This window comes from Parabacteroides hominis (genome assembly GCF_014287585.1).
In the GTDB taxonomy this organism is placed as follows: domain Bacteria; phylum Bacteroidota; class Bacteroidia; order Bacteroidales; family Tannerellaceae; genus Parabacteroides; species Parabacteroides hominis.
This window is the reverse complement of the sequence record NZ_JACOOJ010000016.1, coordinates 1-15,845: the sequence shown is the minus strand read 5'-3', so window position 1 is coordinate 15,845 and position 15,845 is coordinate 1. Positions and strand designations below refer to the sequence as shown.

At 45.2% G+C, this 15,845-nt stretch carries 6 protein-coding genes; 5 read left to right on the top strand and 1 reads right to left on the bottom strand.

The genetic code is table 11. The features are described from left to right. Positions 1-30 precede the first annotated feature (30 nt). Both H8S65_RS10340 and H8S65_RS10335 read left to right on the top strand, forming a co-directional pair. Positions 31-2,511: a hypothetical protein gene (locus H8S65_RS10340; protein WP_186929907.1), complete on the top strand. Its 2,481-nt coding sequence runs from the start codon at positions 31-33 to the stop codon at positions 2,509-2,511. Positions 2,512-2,811: 300 nt separating this feature from the next. Beyond that, positions 2,812-6,774, top strand: a complete 3,963-nt coding sequence (locus H8S65_RS10335) for an AlbA family DNA-binding domain-containing protein (RefSeq protein ID WP_255489164.1) — start codon at positions 2,812-2,814, stop codon at positions 6,772-6,774. Here the strand turns inward: H8S65_RS10335 and H8S65_RS10330 are convergent. Beyond that, positions 6,771-7,931, bottom strand: coding sequence for an MFS transporter (locus H8S65_RS10330; RefSeq protein ID WP_186929906.1), 1,161 nt, complete (start codon positions 7,929-7,931; stop codon positions 6,771-6,773). The genes H8S65_RS10335 and H8S65_RS10330 overlap by 4 nt on opposite strands. A gap of 462 nt (positions 7,932-8,393) precedes the next feature. Here H8S65_RS10330 and H8S65_RS10325 point away from each other — a divergent pair, with 462 nt between their 5' ends. The 3 genes from H8S65_RS10325 (at position 8,394) to H8S65_RS10315 (ending at position 15,704) form a co-directional block, all read left to right on the top strand. Then, positions 8,394-10,784 (top strand): ABC transporter permease, encoded by a 2,391-nt coding sequence (locus H8S65_RS10325; protein ID WP_186929905.1) that lies wholly within the window; start codon positions 8,394-8,396, stop codon positions 10,782-10,784. A gap of 149 nt (positions 10,785-10,933) precedes the next feature. Further along, positions 10,934-13,300, top strand: coding sequence for an ABC transporter permease (locus tag H8S65_RS10320; RefSeq protein WP_186929904.1), 2,367 nt, complete (start codon positions 10,934-10,936; stop codon positions 13,298-13,300). Positions 13,301-13,364: 64 nt separating this feature from the next. Continuing rightward, complete coding sequence (locus H8S65_RS10315; protein WP_186929903.1) at positions 13,365-15,704, top strand: ABC transporter permease; 2,340 nt, start codon at positions 13,365-13,367, stop codon at positions 15,702-15,704. Positions 15,705-15,845: the final 141 nt, after the last annotated feature.

Genomic DNA, 15,845 nt, shown 5'->3' with positions numbered 1-15,845 from the left:
CTAACACTATATTATTGGAAAAAGATGAAAATGAAAATAAAAAGTTCTGTAGCCGTAGCTGCAGCATTGTCCGTGATGAGTTGTACTGCTCAAAAAGATGTAAAAAAAATACCGGATTCCATATCCGGTATCTATCCTCGTTTAGCCTATTATAATAATGAAGGAGAATGTGGAACCGGAGCGGTGGTGCCTTGGGCCGATCGTTTATGGGTGATAACGTATGGGCCGCATTTGCCGAACGGTTCTTCCGACAAATTATATGAAGTGACATCGGACTACCGGCAGATCGTACGTGATGAAAGCATTGGCGGAACTCCTGCAAACCGCATGATTCACAAAGAAAGCAATCAACTTTTTATCGGCCCGTATGCAATAGATAAAACAGGAAAGGTTCGTGTGATACCTTATGCGAAAATGCCTGGCCGGCATACAGGTAATGCTCGCCATCTGACGGATCCAGCCAATAAAATTTATTATGGGACAATGGAAGAAGGCTTTTATGAAGTGGATGTAAATACACTCGAGGCAAAAGAACTGTATCAGGATGGAAATAATAAGAAACAAAAAAAGAATGATACGGATGCCGGACCTATAAACGCTTTGTTGCCCGGAGTTCATGGTAAAGGCCTGTATTCCGGACAGGGTGTGATGCTCTTTACGAATAATGGCGAAGGGACGCAGGAGGCTTTGAAAAAGTTTGATGTCGAAGCCGGTGTTTTAGCAGAGTGGGACGGTAAAGACTGGAAGGTTGTCCGTCGGAATCAATTTGTCGAGGTGACAGGGCCGGGTGGAATATATGGTAATGCGAATCCAGAGACAGACCCGTTGTGGGCTACCGGTTGGGATCATAAATCTGTTTTGCTGGGTGTCCGTGATGCAAAGAATGGCTGGTCTTTCTATCGTTTACCTAAAGCAAGCCACAGTTATGACGGAGCGCATGGCTGGAATACGGAATGGCCGCGCATTCGAAATGTCGGAACGGAGTCGCAACCGGATTATTTAATGACGATGCACGGGATGTTCTGGGATTTTCCAGGTATGTTTGCTGCCTGTAATTCGGCTGGAATCCGTCCGCGCTCCGCTTACTTGAAGGTGATCGGCGATTTTACCCGTTGGAATGACCAGTTGGTATTTGGTTGTGATGATTCTGCTCAGAAAGAATTCTTGAATAAGCGGAAAGCGAAGGGTAATATAGAAGGCCCCGGTCAGTCTAATTCAAATTTATGGTTTACCTCTTTGACAAAACCGGACGAATTAGGACCCGCCACAGCCGAAGGAGCGGTTTGGGCGAAAGAGAGCGTAAAGGCTAATGAAGCATCGGAACCTTTCCTTTTTAGTGGTTGGGCTAATCGTTGCGGTTGGTTGAAAAATGAAGGCAATCAACCTGTGACTTTCACATTTGAGATAGATGAAGCCGGTAATAATGAATGGAAGACTTTAAAATCTGTAACCGTTAACGCAGGAAAAGCAGCTTCCGTTCCTTTTCTATCGATGGAAAAAGGAGAGTGGATTCGGGTGAAAGCCGATAAGAATACGATGGCAACGGTTAGTTTCAATTATACGTCCCCTGACACCCGTTCGACTTCTTCTGGTCCGATCTATAAGGGCTTGACTACAGTTGATAAAACAACAACGACCGGAGGTTTATTGTATGGGTTGGGTGATAACCGTCGTGCCTTAGGCTTGTTGGCAAATGTAACGGTGAATGGAAAGATTTCGGAAACCGGTTATTATGAAATGGGGGATAAATTGGAACTGGTCCGTAAAGATGATGCAAAGACTGCTGATTTGATCCGTAGTAAATTTGCGATTCCACAACAGGTAATATCGATAGAAGAAAGCTCAGTTCTGGTGGTGGATGATTTAGGGCGTCGTTGGCGCTTGCCTTTAGGAAACGAAACTTATAAAAAGCTGACGGATCAGGGAGTGCTCCGTGTTTGTCGTGAAGTCGCGACGGAACGTGATTTGTTCTCTTGTATGGGAACATTCTACGAACTTCCGGCTGAAAATGCAGATGGATATGCCAAAATACGTCCTGTGTCAACACATAATTACCGAATCAATGATTATGCATCTTATCGGGGCATGCTTGTCTTGACAGGCGTGACTCCTGAAGAAGTAAAAGAAAATCCGCATATTGTCGTTTCCGATGATGGAAAAGCAGCTGTTTGGGTGGGTGTCATAGATGACCTGTGGACTCTGGGCAAACCGGTCGGACAAGGCGGTCCGTGGAAAGATACGGATGTAAAAGCTGGTGTCGCATCCGATCCTTATCTGATCGCATTCTATGATAAGAAGGAACTGGCTCTTTCTCATCAGTCAAACAAAAATGTGATGATAACCGTTGAGGTTGATCCGACTGGAAACGGTGACTGGATGGAGTGCGCTTCTTACACGGTTAAGCCGGGGGAAAAATTGGTGCAGCAACTTCCTGAATCATTCCAGGCGAGATGGATTCGTTTTGTATCGGATACGGACACGAAGGCAACAGCTTGGTTGGAGTATAAATAAAAGTCTCCTAAAGAAGCTGCTTTGATGTGGTTTAAAGATGTCCGTTTCTGTCTGTCTATTCATTGGGAGCCTGCTTCACAATATGGATGCACTTACGCACTATTAGATAATTAAAAAAATCTTTTTTCATAAAGAGGTCTGTTTTTTCGGAGTAAGAGACAGGCCTCTTTTTTTATGGTTATTCTTAAAATATCGTTGGAATATTTTTGTGCTTTGAATTAAATGAGTATATTCGAGCTATGTATATTATCCTTTGAGAGTAATTATTTAATTAATAATCTTATTTTTAATATTATAACTATGATGTATGATATAACTGTCCTTGATAAAGAAGCGCCGACAACAGGAAAAAACTTATCTGATAGTATTGTGGAAAAATATGCTTCTGTATTTCAATCCTGTGATGTTGATATGAAGTTGCTGGTGGAGAATAAAGTCTCGCATTATCCTGCTTCAGATGTATTATTGAAAAAAGCCCGTTTCCTGTATCGGAATCAGGAGATTGGATGGATCGAGGCTTTGTCCGCTTTTCAAGAAAAACATGGAGATTGTTTGGCACGGGATGGAAAGGATGCCGCTAAAGCTTTAGAGAAGGCCTTCGACCTTTGCCGGTGGATGGGAGAGGAATCGGACTATTTGCAAACAGTATACCAGAAGAGGGCGGATGAAAAAAGAACCGAACTGTTTGACAGGATGGATCGTCTTTCTTTGAAACTAAAAGTTTGCCGTTGCCTGTCGGAAGGAAAGACGAATGAATATCTGAAGGCTGTTTTGCGTAAGTTGGAACAGAGTGGAAACATTTGGCATGTACATGACGAGATCCTAAAAATATATTATCTGCTGTCATACGATTTGACTGGTTTTTCTCAGAATCTCCCGTTGCTGATTGATATCGTGTATAGACTGATTGCCAATGGTTTGATAAATGAAACGGAATGTGCTGATTTATTCGGCGTATTGAAGCGGAAAGCAATGGAGACGGATGATAAGGTCGCTGAATATTGGTTCTCCGATGACTGGGAAACGCTCCATCCTCTGATAACGGAATCGGTTCGGTTGCATGCTTTTGTTTTCCTGATTTCCGAAAAATGCCCGCAAAAGGATGATGACCTCTCACTGATTGCAGCTCGTATATGCCGTTATCTTTCCCGCATACCATCACCGTATAGTGAACTGCTGAAAAATAAGTCATATACTTTGCTCACAGGTGAGAATACATTGGCTGACCGTATCCGGTGGGAGCATCTCCGGCATTTTGATGAGATAAAGATTTTGGAACGCCTCATCATGATACAGGCAGATGACAAAGCCTGTCTTTTCCCGGAGGATAGTAAAAAGTGGAAGCAATGCCGGAATGAAAAAAATATGGTTACGCTTGATAACGACGGATTTACGTTGAGCCCATTGGTCGAACTGGAATGCAACTCGTGGAAAGGACGTAAAGACCGGGCTGCTGTGTTGAACAACCGTTTGTTTGTCGCATCTTTTAGCCGGTTATCTTTGAATTTTGATGCTTGTAAGAATATCCGTGATTACCGTTCATATTGGAATCTGGTAGCGGAAGATTATCCTTTGTCGCAACCAATCTCTTCTCCGGCTTTTGTGGATACCGGATCAGATGAGAAAGAGATTGAGATTGAGATGCCGGAGATCGAGATGGAAGAGGAAGAGGTGGAGACAGACCATTTATTGCGTCCGGATCAACGGGTCAAGGTCCGGATCCTGCATATCGACAAGGAAGACATGTCTCTGAAGATGGAAATTATAGATGCCCCATACCGGGGAATGAAGGCCTGTTTGCCATTCGCTTACATAAATTCATGCTATTATATCATCCCTGGTTTTATGGATATGTTTGCTGTCAACGAGATATTCCGTGCGAAAGTAAAGAGCGTGGAAGGAAGTGAAGTCAAGCTTTCCCTGATACAGGATTTCAATGAATATATGTATCCGGATTGTGTCAGGAAGAAAAATGTAATCGGGAAAGTGATCGATATTGCAGAAGGCAAAGTCTGGTGGTTGCTTTCTACCGGCACGACGGCAACAACGACTAATTCCCATAAGAAGTATAAGGCCGGTAACTTCTATAAGGTGGAATATGGAGGTTTATCGACGGACAAATTGAAAAATACGATCAAAGTGCTGTCCCATATCCCATCTCCGGATGAAAAAGGTTTTTATAATAATGTATTGGAAAATTTGCGCAGTTTCTTTTTCTTCATGACGAAAGAAGTGCTGAAAGTCAATAAAGACAAGGAAGAGTTGCAACGTTTGAAAGAAAAAAACAATCCTTTCTTCGTCGCTTTCCAAAGCCTGAATCTTGAAGTTCCGGAGAGTGCTCTTGATGAATCGGCCCAGACTGATGAGATGCCTGAAAGTGAAAGTAAAACAGTAAACCCCGATTTATATGACGAGTCGGATAGGATAACGGTGAGCCAGTTGAAGGAACTCATTTATTGTGTAGATTCGTTGATAGGCGACAGCGAAGATATATGTGGATGCTTCAATGCTTATAATGTCCTGATATTTTTGTGCCGTTTTGTGGGAAACAAAGAATTGGCTGATTATTACGGGCTTTGTTCCGACTATATCTATTGGGTTAATTCCCTGGACTCCGAATTATTGAAAAACAGAGAGGGAGTTGAGTGCCGGCAAACTTTTAAGGGATTGTCGGATCGTATGGGAGCGTTGGATATGGATCGGTACAGCTTGCGTTTGCGTAATAACAAACAGGTTATACGAGTATTACAGACTTGGTTCGACTCCCGTCCCCTGACTTCCGTCCAGTCCGATTTGCAATCGTTTATGCAAAATAAAAACCGTACGGTAGCTGAGCTGGCACGCTATTTTAATATCATGTCCTATCTGAAAGAAAAGGATGATGACCTGCAGGAACTGATTTGCGGGAATATTAATGTTTTGCTTGGTTGTAAAGTCCGGGAGAAAAACCCTAAAGTGTACATACCCGTATTTTTCGGCCATGAAGGAGTAGAAAAAGAATTTAAGACATCTGCATTTATCCATGCCGACAAAAACGCGACAGAGGAGCAGAGCCTTGTCCTGGCTCGTGTGATTGCATCGTTCATGAATACGGAAGGGGGGACGCTTTATATCGGAGTCAATGATAAGGGATATCTGACCGGATTGGACCAGGAGTTAAGGTTTGCTCATAATGACAGCGATGTTTACCTTCGTTCTGTCAATCAAAATGTGATCAGGCTATTAGGTAAAAAAGAAGATCGGGATCGTTATCAGGCGTACATACGTTGCCGTTTGTATGAATATGAAGACGGACGTCTGGTTTTGGCGTTTCGAGCCGCGCCTGTCAATGAAGTGGTAGAGGTGAAAGGTGAAGTGTATACGCGTTCTGCCAGTTCGAACCTGATCAAACCGGTTGGCAATGTGGCGGATTTTGTCAAGTTGCGCCATCGGCAAAAGCTTGATTCTGTTCCTAAAATGCCTGAGTTTCCTGCCTATTTTAGTGCGGAACGGAATGAATATATTTTTGATAAACGTTCCGTAGTCCCTGAAATTCCGGTAGTCCAGGAGGTGGAAGCGGTTGCTCCGGTCTTGCCAGTAAGCGAAGAGAGTGTCCAAGAAAAGGCTTTGCGCAGTAAAAATGCAAGTACTCAAATTAATTTAGGAATCCGGACATCTGCTTTGCGTTGTAACCCTTTGCAAAAGAAACTTGACTTGGGATACACGGCAAACCATGTCTTTGTATCCTTGTTTAAAAATGGCAAAATAGCCTGTTCGGTAAGTCCCAAAATCGGAAAATGGGGAGGAGAAGGCGGCAATGTTGTTTTCTCTTACAATCCGGAAGATAAGGAAGATTTGCTGGTTACAGTTTTTAAGAGTGGCGAAGTCGGGCTTTCCAATCTGAAAAAGGGAATGTCGCAGCCGAATACGCTTTTTGCTTTTGCCGGTTCGATTGATGACATACTGTTTATTTCTCCGGCTCGTAATACCGATTATCTGCTATTGATTTCGGATAAGGAAGGTGAAAAGCGTTACCGCATTATTCCACTCGATACTCTTGAAAAATCAATGTCTATACAACCCAAGAACAATCTTGTTCTTGTACCGGAAAAAGGCGCTTTCGTTTTTGCAGAGATCTTGATACCGGAACTGGTGAATAGCCTTGACGATGAGAAAGCATTGCAGGACACTTTCGATCAATATTGTGGCGGACGCCTTTGGGAGCATAATTCCTATATCAAGAATGTAGACAAGATCAGCACTTTGTGCAATGTCCCTTTTTAACTTGTTTCTTTTCTGAACTGCAACCCCAGAAATATCCCTCCCGGCAGCAATATGATTCCGGCTGAAACGAGCAGGGCTATCCGGAGGGAATACATGTCATTCAGCCAACCGATAAAGGGGGCGATAGCGGCGAACATCAGGCGGATAATGAAGTTACGGATGGAAAGCACTGTCGCCCTCATGTCGGAAAAGGTCATCTGGTTGATGTAGCCTTTGAGGATAGGAGTGGCAAAACCACGGAAAATGTAAAAGACAAGCAGGATGGCAAGGCCGGCATACGTCAGGTTGAAGGCGAGCGCGACATATCCGCCGACGATCACCGCGAGGATAAGGATTCCCATCTTACGCGGGCCGAAATAGCTGTCCACACGGTCTGACCAGAGAGCGGCAAAACCGACGGTCAGATTCAATACGGTCCAGATGATGCCATACCAGGACACGGGAGTTTTCAGATACATCAGCACCGGCTGCACAAACCAGGCCATCGTGAGGGTTGCCGCCCCGATGATCCCGGAAAACATGATGTTATAGCAGAGCTTTTTGTTGGTGACTAATGAATATTTGATGATCCGCACGATCTCATTGACCGGATTCTGTATTTTGTTCGAACGGTTTACCTCCTTTAGCGCGAATGCCGCCGGAATGCCGGTAAAAGCGATAATTGCCTGGCCATAAAAAGGAAGCCGGAGAGAATAAGCCGCCAGCAGCCCGCCGAATATGCCTGCAAGAGCTTCCGCAAAATTACCGATCATGGTGATGCGCCCTTCATACCGCAGATATAAGTTCTCTTTTTTGTATTGTGCGGTAGTATCGTACAGCAAGGCAGAGTCCGCCCCGTTTACCAGCGTTTGCCCCGTTCCCAACAGTACTTCGGCAAACAGGAATGCCGTAAATGTGGAAGTGAACGAGTAACATAAATATCCGAAAAAGAACAGAATACATCCCAATATCAGACATTTGCGCCGTCCCCACACATCAGCCAGGTAGCCGGACGGAATTTCCAATGCCACTGCCGCAACCGAATAAACGCTTTTCAGGATGAAAACATCCTGTAGCCCCAGTCCGTGCTTTTCATAGAACAGCACGATGATCGGCATGACTAAAGTGAACCATTTGGACAGTTTGATCAGATAGAGAGCAAGTATATTTCGTTTCATGGTGCAAAAATACAAAATATATGAGAGAGTGGACTAAACTCTGGCCGGGGTTGTTGTTATTGTCTAATTTTCAAAAATACCCGTTGGTTTAAATCGAAACGGTACTGCATGAAAATTGGATTACTAACCCATATTTTTGAAATTTTCCTTGCGGATAATATTTATTAATAATCTTATACATCGTATAACGCTGATTATCAATGGTGCTTAAAAATGCTCATTTTAGAGGGGTTATTGTATTTTTTTGAAGGTTACCTCTGTTAAAATCCGGACCATATCTTAAAATCGAAAGGGTTTATACCGGAGTGTCTAATATTTATACATCACTGTCAAATAATTAGACACTCCGGTAATGTATGCGAATGGTTATATTGTTGATAATTATGGTATTATATTGTTTGGCATGCTTTTTGAATATATCTATTGTAATTAAGTATAGTCAAATCAAAAAAAACTACAGATATGAAAAACTTGACAATCGCTGTCCGCTCGCTTTTTAGAAAAGGACGACACAATGGGATTAAGATTTTATCTTTGGGAGTTGGCCTTGCAATGGGGCTGGTGCTGATTGCCAAGGTGTGTTTCGAACTGTCTTATGATGACTTTTATCCGGATGGGGAACGTATTTACCAGATACGGGCGAACATGGAGATGGGTGAAAAGAAAATGGAAGATAGTGATATGGTCAGTGGAGGTATTGCCCCTGCCATGAAACTTGAAGTTCCGGGTGTGGAGGCTGCTACCCGTGGTTATCCATTGGGTAATCTGGTGTTTTTCATGTCTGATAAAAATAAATATAAAGCCAATTTCCTGATGGTTGATGATTGCTTTTTTGATGTCCTGCCACTCAGGGTTATATCAGGAAACGTGAAACAGATTCTTTCGAGCCCGTTGTCTGTACTTATTTCCGAAAGCCTGGCTGAAAGAATCGGAGAAGGAAAGGACGTAACGGGAATGTCGTTCGAGTTGGCTGCCTATCCGGGCAGGCTTATCACGATCAGCGGGGTGTTTGAAGACGTACCTGAAAATTCGCATTTAAAATATGATGTGCTTCTGTCTTTGCCTTCGTTTAAGGAAATGATAGGTTGGAGCAATGAGAACGAATGGTTTGGCGGTGATGCTTATAAAGCGTATATCAAAGTCCAGCCGGGAGTTGACCAGGAAACGCTGGAGGCTGAAATGGCTAAGATGCTGGATCGGCATGTTCCCTCTGCGAGGTTGAAGGAAATGGGGCTGACCTATAGTTTGTCACTGAAACCTTTGAAAGAAGTTTATGCTACTTCTTCGGCTGTCAAAGGCATGGCGGTGATGTTGTCGTTGATTGCTTTTGCCATTTTGTTCGCGGCTTTGATGAATTATATCCTGCTGATGGTTTCTTCGCTTGTTGTCCGCTCTAAAGATGTTGCGGTTCGGAAATGTTATGGAGCTTCGGGCAAAAATATTTCGGAGATGATTTTTTCCGAGACATTTATGAATTTGCTTGTATCGTTAGTTGTCTCTACTTTGTTGATACTCGCTTTTCGTGAGATGGTGGAGGAGTTGTTGAAAGCATCGTTGGGGGCGTTGTTTACGTGGCAATCTGTTTTGCTGTTGGCCGGCGTGTGTTTGCTGGTCTTTCTGCTTGCAGGTTTATTCCCGTCTTATTTGTTTTCACGCATATCGGTGGCGGTCGCTTTCCGTTCCTATATCGAATCCCGCCGGATGTGGAAAAAAGGATTGCTGTTTATCCAGTTTGTCGCAGTCGGTTTCTTGCTTACCTTGTTGGCTATTATCGGCTTGCAATATCATCGGATGGTGACGGATGATCCTGGATATTCGTACGACAAGGTGCTCTATTCCAACCTTTCCGGAGCCGATGGCTCTGAAGTTCAAATGGTCATGAATGAGTTGCGTAAGTTACCGGAAGTAGAGGCTGTGGCATCTTCCGATGCGCTACCGGTTTATGGAGGTTATGGGGGAAATATGATTTACCGAGATAATTCTGACGAGGTAGCTTTACATATTAAAGACATGGGATATATAGATGCTGAATATATGCCATTGATGGATATAAAATTGATCGAAGGGAAAGCCTTCGACCGTTCTTATTCCGATTCGGCTCGTATTATGATGGTCAGCCAGGTGACGGCGGAAAAATTAGCGTTGGTTCAGGGATGGAAAGATGGAGTGGTCGGTAAGAGACTTCGTATAAGTGAACATAGTGATCCGAATGATCCGAACGGCTTTGAGATTATAGGTGTCTATGACGAAGTGCGTGTCGGTGCTATTAAATCAGAAATCATCTCGCCGACGGTTTGGTTCTATTCAAGTATGCCGGGAAATGTGATTTCGATCAAACTGCATGCAAATCCGACTGTCGAAAATATGAAACTTGTGGAAAAGACAATTCAAGGACTTCTTCCCGATAAGGATATCTCGATAAATTCTTATGAGGCCAGCATTATAAACCTCTATTCGGCTTCCCGGTTGTTCAGGAATGCAGTAATGTTGGGTGGTTTAATGACTTTCCTAATTACACTTATCGGTTTGATCGGATATATCGCTGACGAAACAACCCGTCGCAGCAAAGAAATAGCGATTCGTAAAGTAAATGGAGCGACGATTAGGGATATTCTGATGATTATTTCGAAAGATGTGCTCTATATGGCTGTTCCGGCTGTGATATTCGGAGTGGTCGGTTCGTATATAATGGGGGAAGACTGGTTGCAGCAGTTCTCCGAAAAGATTCCTTTGAGCATGTTTATTTTTATAGGCAGCGCACTGGCGATCTGGTTGCTGGTATTGGCAACAGTTGTACTGCGTACTTGGAGGATTGCAAACGATAATCCGGTTAACAGCCTGAAATCCGAATAGATCCGGAGTGTCTAATTATTGTACACCATTGTCAAAAAAATGGACACTTTTAAAAAATGGATATGGTTTTATGTGTCTGTATTTTAGCCTGTTGACTCTTTTGGCACGCTTTTTGAATTTTAATGGACAGAATATAATAAATACATGATATGAAAAACTTAAGCATAGCATTACGTTCTCTTTTTAAGAAAGGCAGAAGTAACGGGATAAAGATCTTATCCCTGGGGGTCGGACTGGCAATGGGGCTTGTCCTGATATCGAAAGTTTGTTTTGAACGTTCGTTTGATAAATTTTATCCGGACAGCGACCGCATTTACCGGTTACACGAAAATATCATCCGGGATGGTGAATATAAGTCTTACGGGCAGGTGAGCGGGGGTGTGGCTACGGCTATGCAGATCGAGATACCGGAGGTTGAAAAAGCGACCCGCCTTACCTATATCGGGGGAGATAAGGAGTTGTTCAGGACAAAGGATGGAAACCGCTACTCCGCCCGCTATGTCGTGATGGGCGATACGAATGTTTTCGACCTGTTGCCGCGTCCTATCCTGATCGGTAGCCCGAAAGAGACATTGTCCCGTCCGGGATATGTGATGATCTCGAATCGCATCGCCAAGCTGTTGGGAGGCGCCGAACAAGCCTTGAACAAGGATTTCGAATTTGAATCCAGTCCGGGACAGACCTATACGATCGGCGGCGTGTTTGAAGATGTCCCCGAAAACTCCCACTTGCGTTTTGAGATTGTCGCATCTTTGGAAGGCATGAGCAAGTGGAGCCGCGAAAACTGGCTGGGGAATGACCGCTACCTGGGATATGTGAAACTTTATCCCGGTACTGATCCGGAAAGCCTGACTACTGCTATCCGTGAGATGCAAGGACGGCATTGTGATCTGGAAGAGGTGAAAAAAGCGGGAGTCGATCTGACTTATAGCCTGGTTCCGTTGATGGACATGCACAGTAACAGCGACGAGGTGAAGAGCATGAATTCCCTGTTGGGCTTCCTGGCTTTTGTACTTATCTTTACGGCTGCGATGAATTATGTATTGATCGTGATTTCCACGCTGATCAACCGGACTAAGGAGGTGGCTGTCCATAAATGTTACGGGGCTTCCGATAAGAACCTGTTCGGCATGATTATGTCGGAAACCTGTTTGCATATGCTGATCTCTCTGCTGCTTGCCGCTTTCCTGATCATTCTGTTCCGTACGAAAACGGAAGAACTGTTAGGGGCTACGTTGGGCGCATTGTTCTCGACACAGACCGTTGTGATTCTGGCAGGAGTTTGTATCGTGATTTTCTTTATTACCGGCTTGATCCCGACCTATATGTTCCTGCGCATTCCGGTGGCCGCTGCATTCCGTAATATCAAAGAATCACGCAGGTATTGGAAACTTTGCCTGCTGTTCATTCAGTTTTTGGCTACTGCCTATCTGGTGGCGTTACTGTCGGTGATCAATAAGCAATATGACTATATGGTGAATGTCGATCCCGGATATGCCTACGAGAAGCTGGCTTATTGTTCGACGCAGGGAGTGGAGGAATCCGTTCGGAATACGGCGATAGAGGAATTGCGGAAGATACCTGAAGTAGATAAGGTTTCGGCTTGCTATGACCTGCCGATTTCGGCAACGTCGGGAAACAATGTTTTGCTTCCCGGAGAGGACCGCGAACTGTTCAATATTCTCGATATGTACTGGGTGAAAGATGATTTCTTCTCCTTGATGGAGATTCCGGTTATTGAAGGAGAGGTGTTCCGTTCGGACGGGTCGGCTTCGGACAAGGTGATGGTCAGCCGTTCTTTTGTCAAGAAGATGGAACAGGTGGCTGGCTGGACCGGGAGTGCGATCGGCAAGAACGTTATAATTACGGAACATAGCCAGAATGGGGAACCGTTTACCATCTGCGGCGTATATGAAGATGTTTGTATCGGCAGTACCGGCCATCCGGATATCCGTCCGACCGCTTTGTTCTATGATAGATATGCACCGACGCTTCTGATCAAATTCCATGAGATGTCGCCGGAGAACATGAAGAAGGCTCAGAAGGTGCTGGAAGATGTAATGCCCGACCGGAATGTTACGGTGACGGCCTATTATATGGATATGATAGACCTGTATAAGGACTCCCGCACGTTCCGCGACTCGGTTATGATCGGAGGTATCGTGACGTTGATTATCGCTTTGATCGGCCTGTTGGGATATACCAGCGACGAAACGAACCGCCGCGGGCGTGAAATAGCGATCCGCAAGGTGAACGGAGCGACTGCCTGGAATATCCTGAAGATGATTTCCAAAGATATCTCTTATATTGCGATTCCGGCTATTGTGATCGGTATGACGGTCGCCTATTATTCCGGCACGGGATGGTTGGAGCAATTTACGGAAAAGGCGCCCATCGGCTTTTTCATGTTCCTGGCCGGGTCGATGCTGGTCTATGTTTTGATCGTTGCTTGTGTCCTGTACCGCGCATGGGCGGTGTCGAATGCTAATCCGGTCGAGAGCCTGAAATCGGAATAAATGACCGACAGCATGTTAGGATCGCCGGGATGGTGTGTCTTATGTATAGGTAATATATCAAGTTATGAAACAACTATTTTATACAATCAGCTATCTGAAGAATGCGTGGGGAAACAATCTGATCAAGGTTTTCACCCTGACGTTGGGGCTTGCGATCGGTTTGATCCTGTTTGCCCGTATTTCGTTCGATTTGAGTTATGATAAGTTTCTGCCGGATGCGGAGAATATTTATCAGGTGCAGATGATTTATACGACCGGGGTGGGGACCAATACTTCTCATTCGACCGAACAATGCTATTCCTTCCAGCCGATAGCCCCGACCATGCCGCTCGAAATTCCGGGCGTGGTGGCGGGAACCAGCACGACCGGAAATGGGGAACGGGTGATTTTCGATGGGGAAAACCGTTATACGGTCCGAGGTATCCTTGCCGACACGATGTTCTTCAAAACCCTTCCGTTTAAAATCCTTTCCGGTGACGATATGGGGTTGAAGACAGGGGGGAACGTTTTCCTTTCCGAGTCTCTTTCACGCCGTATCTTCAAGGGGGAAGACCCGATAGGAAAAGTGCTGTTCAACGATAAAAAGCAAAAATCGGCCTTGACGGTGGTCGGAACATTCGAAGATGTGCCCGAAAACTCGCATCTCGATTTCGATATCATTTATTCGATTGCCAATAGCAGCCGTAATAGTTGGGATGGAGGAGACGGTTATGTCGGGTATGTCCGCCTGCAAGCGAACGCCGATCTGAAAGAAATCAATGAAAATGCGATTCCTGCCATGTTGGAGCGTCACATGGACCGTGAATCCATGAAGAAAAACGGGTATATGTTCGATTGTTATCTGAAACCGGTCACGACGCTGCATACGGACAATAAGGAAACAAAACTGACGCTGCTCGTCCTGTCCATTTTGGCGACTCTGATTTTAGTGTCCGTTTCGTTGAACTATGTGATGATGTCCATTTCCTCCCTGGCGACCCGCTCTCGTACGATGGCGATCTATAAAAGCAACGGGGCCAGTTCGGGCAATATCTTTATGATGAATTTGTCCGAAACGGTGATCCTGATCCTGGTCTCGCTGGTTTGCACAGCGTTGTTGATACTGGCCGGAGGAGATTGGATTACGGAATTGACAGGGGTGACGCTCGGTTCGCTTTTTGCCGGACGGCAGTTGTTGGTTTCGTTAGGGTTGGTTTTGCTGGTGGTGGTGCTTTCAGGCGTTGTGCCTGCCCGTATTTTCTCGGCTATTCCCGTGACGCAGGCGTTCCGTTTTTATAACTATAGCAAGCGGGGTTGGAAGCAGGGGTTGTTGGGCGTCCAGATAGCGTGTGCCGCTTTCATGTTGATGTTCTTGGGGATTATCCTGATGCAGTATAACCGGATTTTAGATAAGGATATGGGCTACGAGCCGGACAATCTGGTGTTTTGCGAGCTCGACAGCATACCGGCTGCCCGGCAGGAGATGGTAAGGACGGAGTTGATGCGCTCTCCGGAGGTCGAGAATATAACCTTTTCCGGACAGTTGGTTTGTAACTTTTTCAGCGGCACGCCTCTTATCGATCCGGAGACACAGGAGGCGTTGACCACTTTGCGCTTTGAGTTTGCCGATTCCTGCTATGTCAATACGATAGGCTTGAATATCATGCAGGGAGGGAATATCCCGACACGCCTTGGCGGAGATCCGATTCCAGCTTTGGTCAACAAGCGTTTCTTGGAAGTCCTGCGCTGGGAAGACAATCCGGTCGGCAGAGTCTATAAATGCAAAGGGCTGTTTGATGTCGTGATATCGGGGGTGCTGGATGATTTCATCGTCGGCTCGATCTTTACCCCACAGACACCGGTCGTGATCGTCGGGCTTGGTGGTTGGAACAGTTTTTATATGAACATACGTCTTCGCGAGATGTCGCCCGAATCTTTCACGATGTTGGAAAACCGGCTACGCGAGTTGTTGCCGGACCAGGATATCGTGCTGACTACCTATCGTGACAAGTTGCATGAATCCTATCGTGACACCGAGCGTTTCCGCAATTCCGTAGCAGTGGCGGCTGTTTTCATGCTGTTGATTACGCTGATGGGGCTTGTCGGCTATGTTTCGGACGAGATACGCAGGCGCAGCAAGGAGATCGCGATCCGCAAGGTGAACGGGGCGACGGCGGTCGATGTGTTGAATTTGCTGTTGCGCAATATTCTTTTGATCGGTCTTCCGGCTGTCATTATCGGTCTGACCGGCACGTATCTGGCAGGGAATGAATGGCTGGAGAATTTCCCCGAAAAGATTTCGCTCAATGCCTTCATCTTTATCCTGGGCGGCTTGGCGTTGTTAGCCGTGATCGGCTTCTGCGTCGTGCTCCGTTCCTGGTATGTGGCGAACGAGAATCCGGTGAAAAGTATAAAATCAGAATAACCCGAGGAAACCAAAAGATCAAGAGGGTGTGTCAAAACCGTCGCATCCTCTTTTTTTATGCGCAAAGTCCGAACTTTCCCAAGCTCGGACTTTGTTATTACCCAAAGTTTATGTAACTTTCGGCATAAGATTTTTTGTTAT

Excerpts from the sequence above, each read along its gene's own strand:
- H8S65_RS10340 (WP_186929907.1), top strand. The coding sequence starts at position 31 with ATGAAAATAAAAAGTTCTGTAGCCGTAGCTGCAGCATTGTCCGTGATG.
- H8S65_RS10335 (WP_255489164.1), top strand. The coding sequence starts at position 2,812 with ATGATGTATGATATAACTGTCCTTGATAAAGAAGCGCCGACAACAGGA.
- H8S65_RS10330 (WP_186929906.1), bottom strand. The coding sequence starts at position 7,931 with ATGAAACGAAATATACTTGCTCTCTATCTGATCAAACTGTCCAAATGG.
- H8S65_RS10325 (WP_186929905.1), top strand. The coding sequence starts at position 8,394 with ATGAAAAACTTGACAATCGCTGTCCGCTCGCTTTTTAGAAAAGGACGA.
- H8S65_RS10320 (WP_186929904.1), top strand. The coding sequence starts at position 10,934 with ATGAAAAACTTAAGCATAGCATTACGTTCTCTTTTTAAGAAAGGCAGA.
- H8S65_RS10315 (WP_186929903.1), top strand. The coding sequence starts at position 13,365 with ATGAAACAACTATTTTATACAATCAGCTATCTGAAGAATGCGTGGGGA.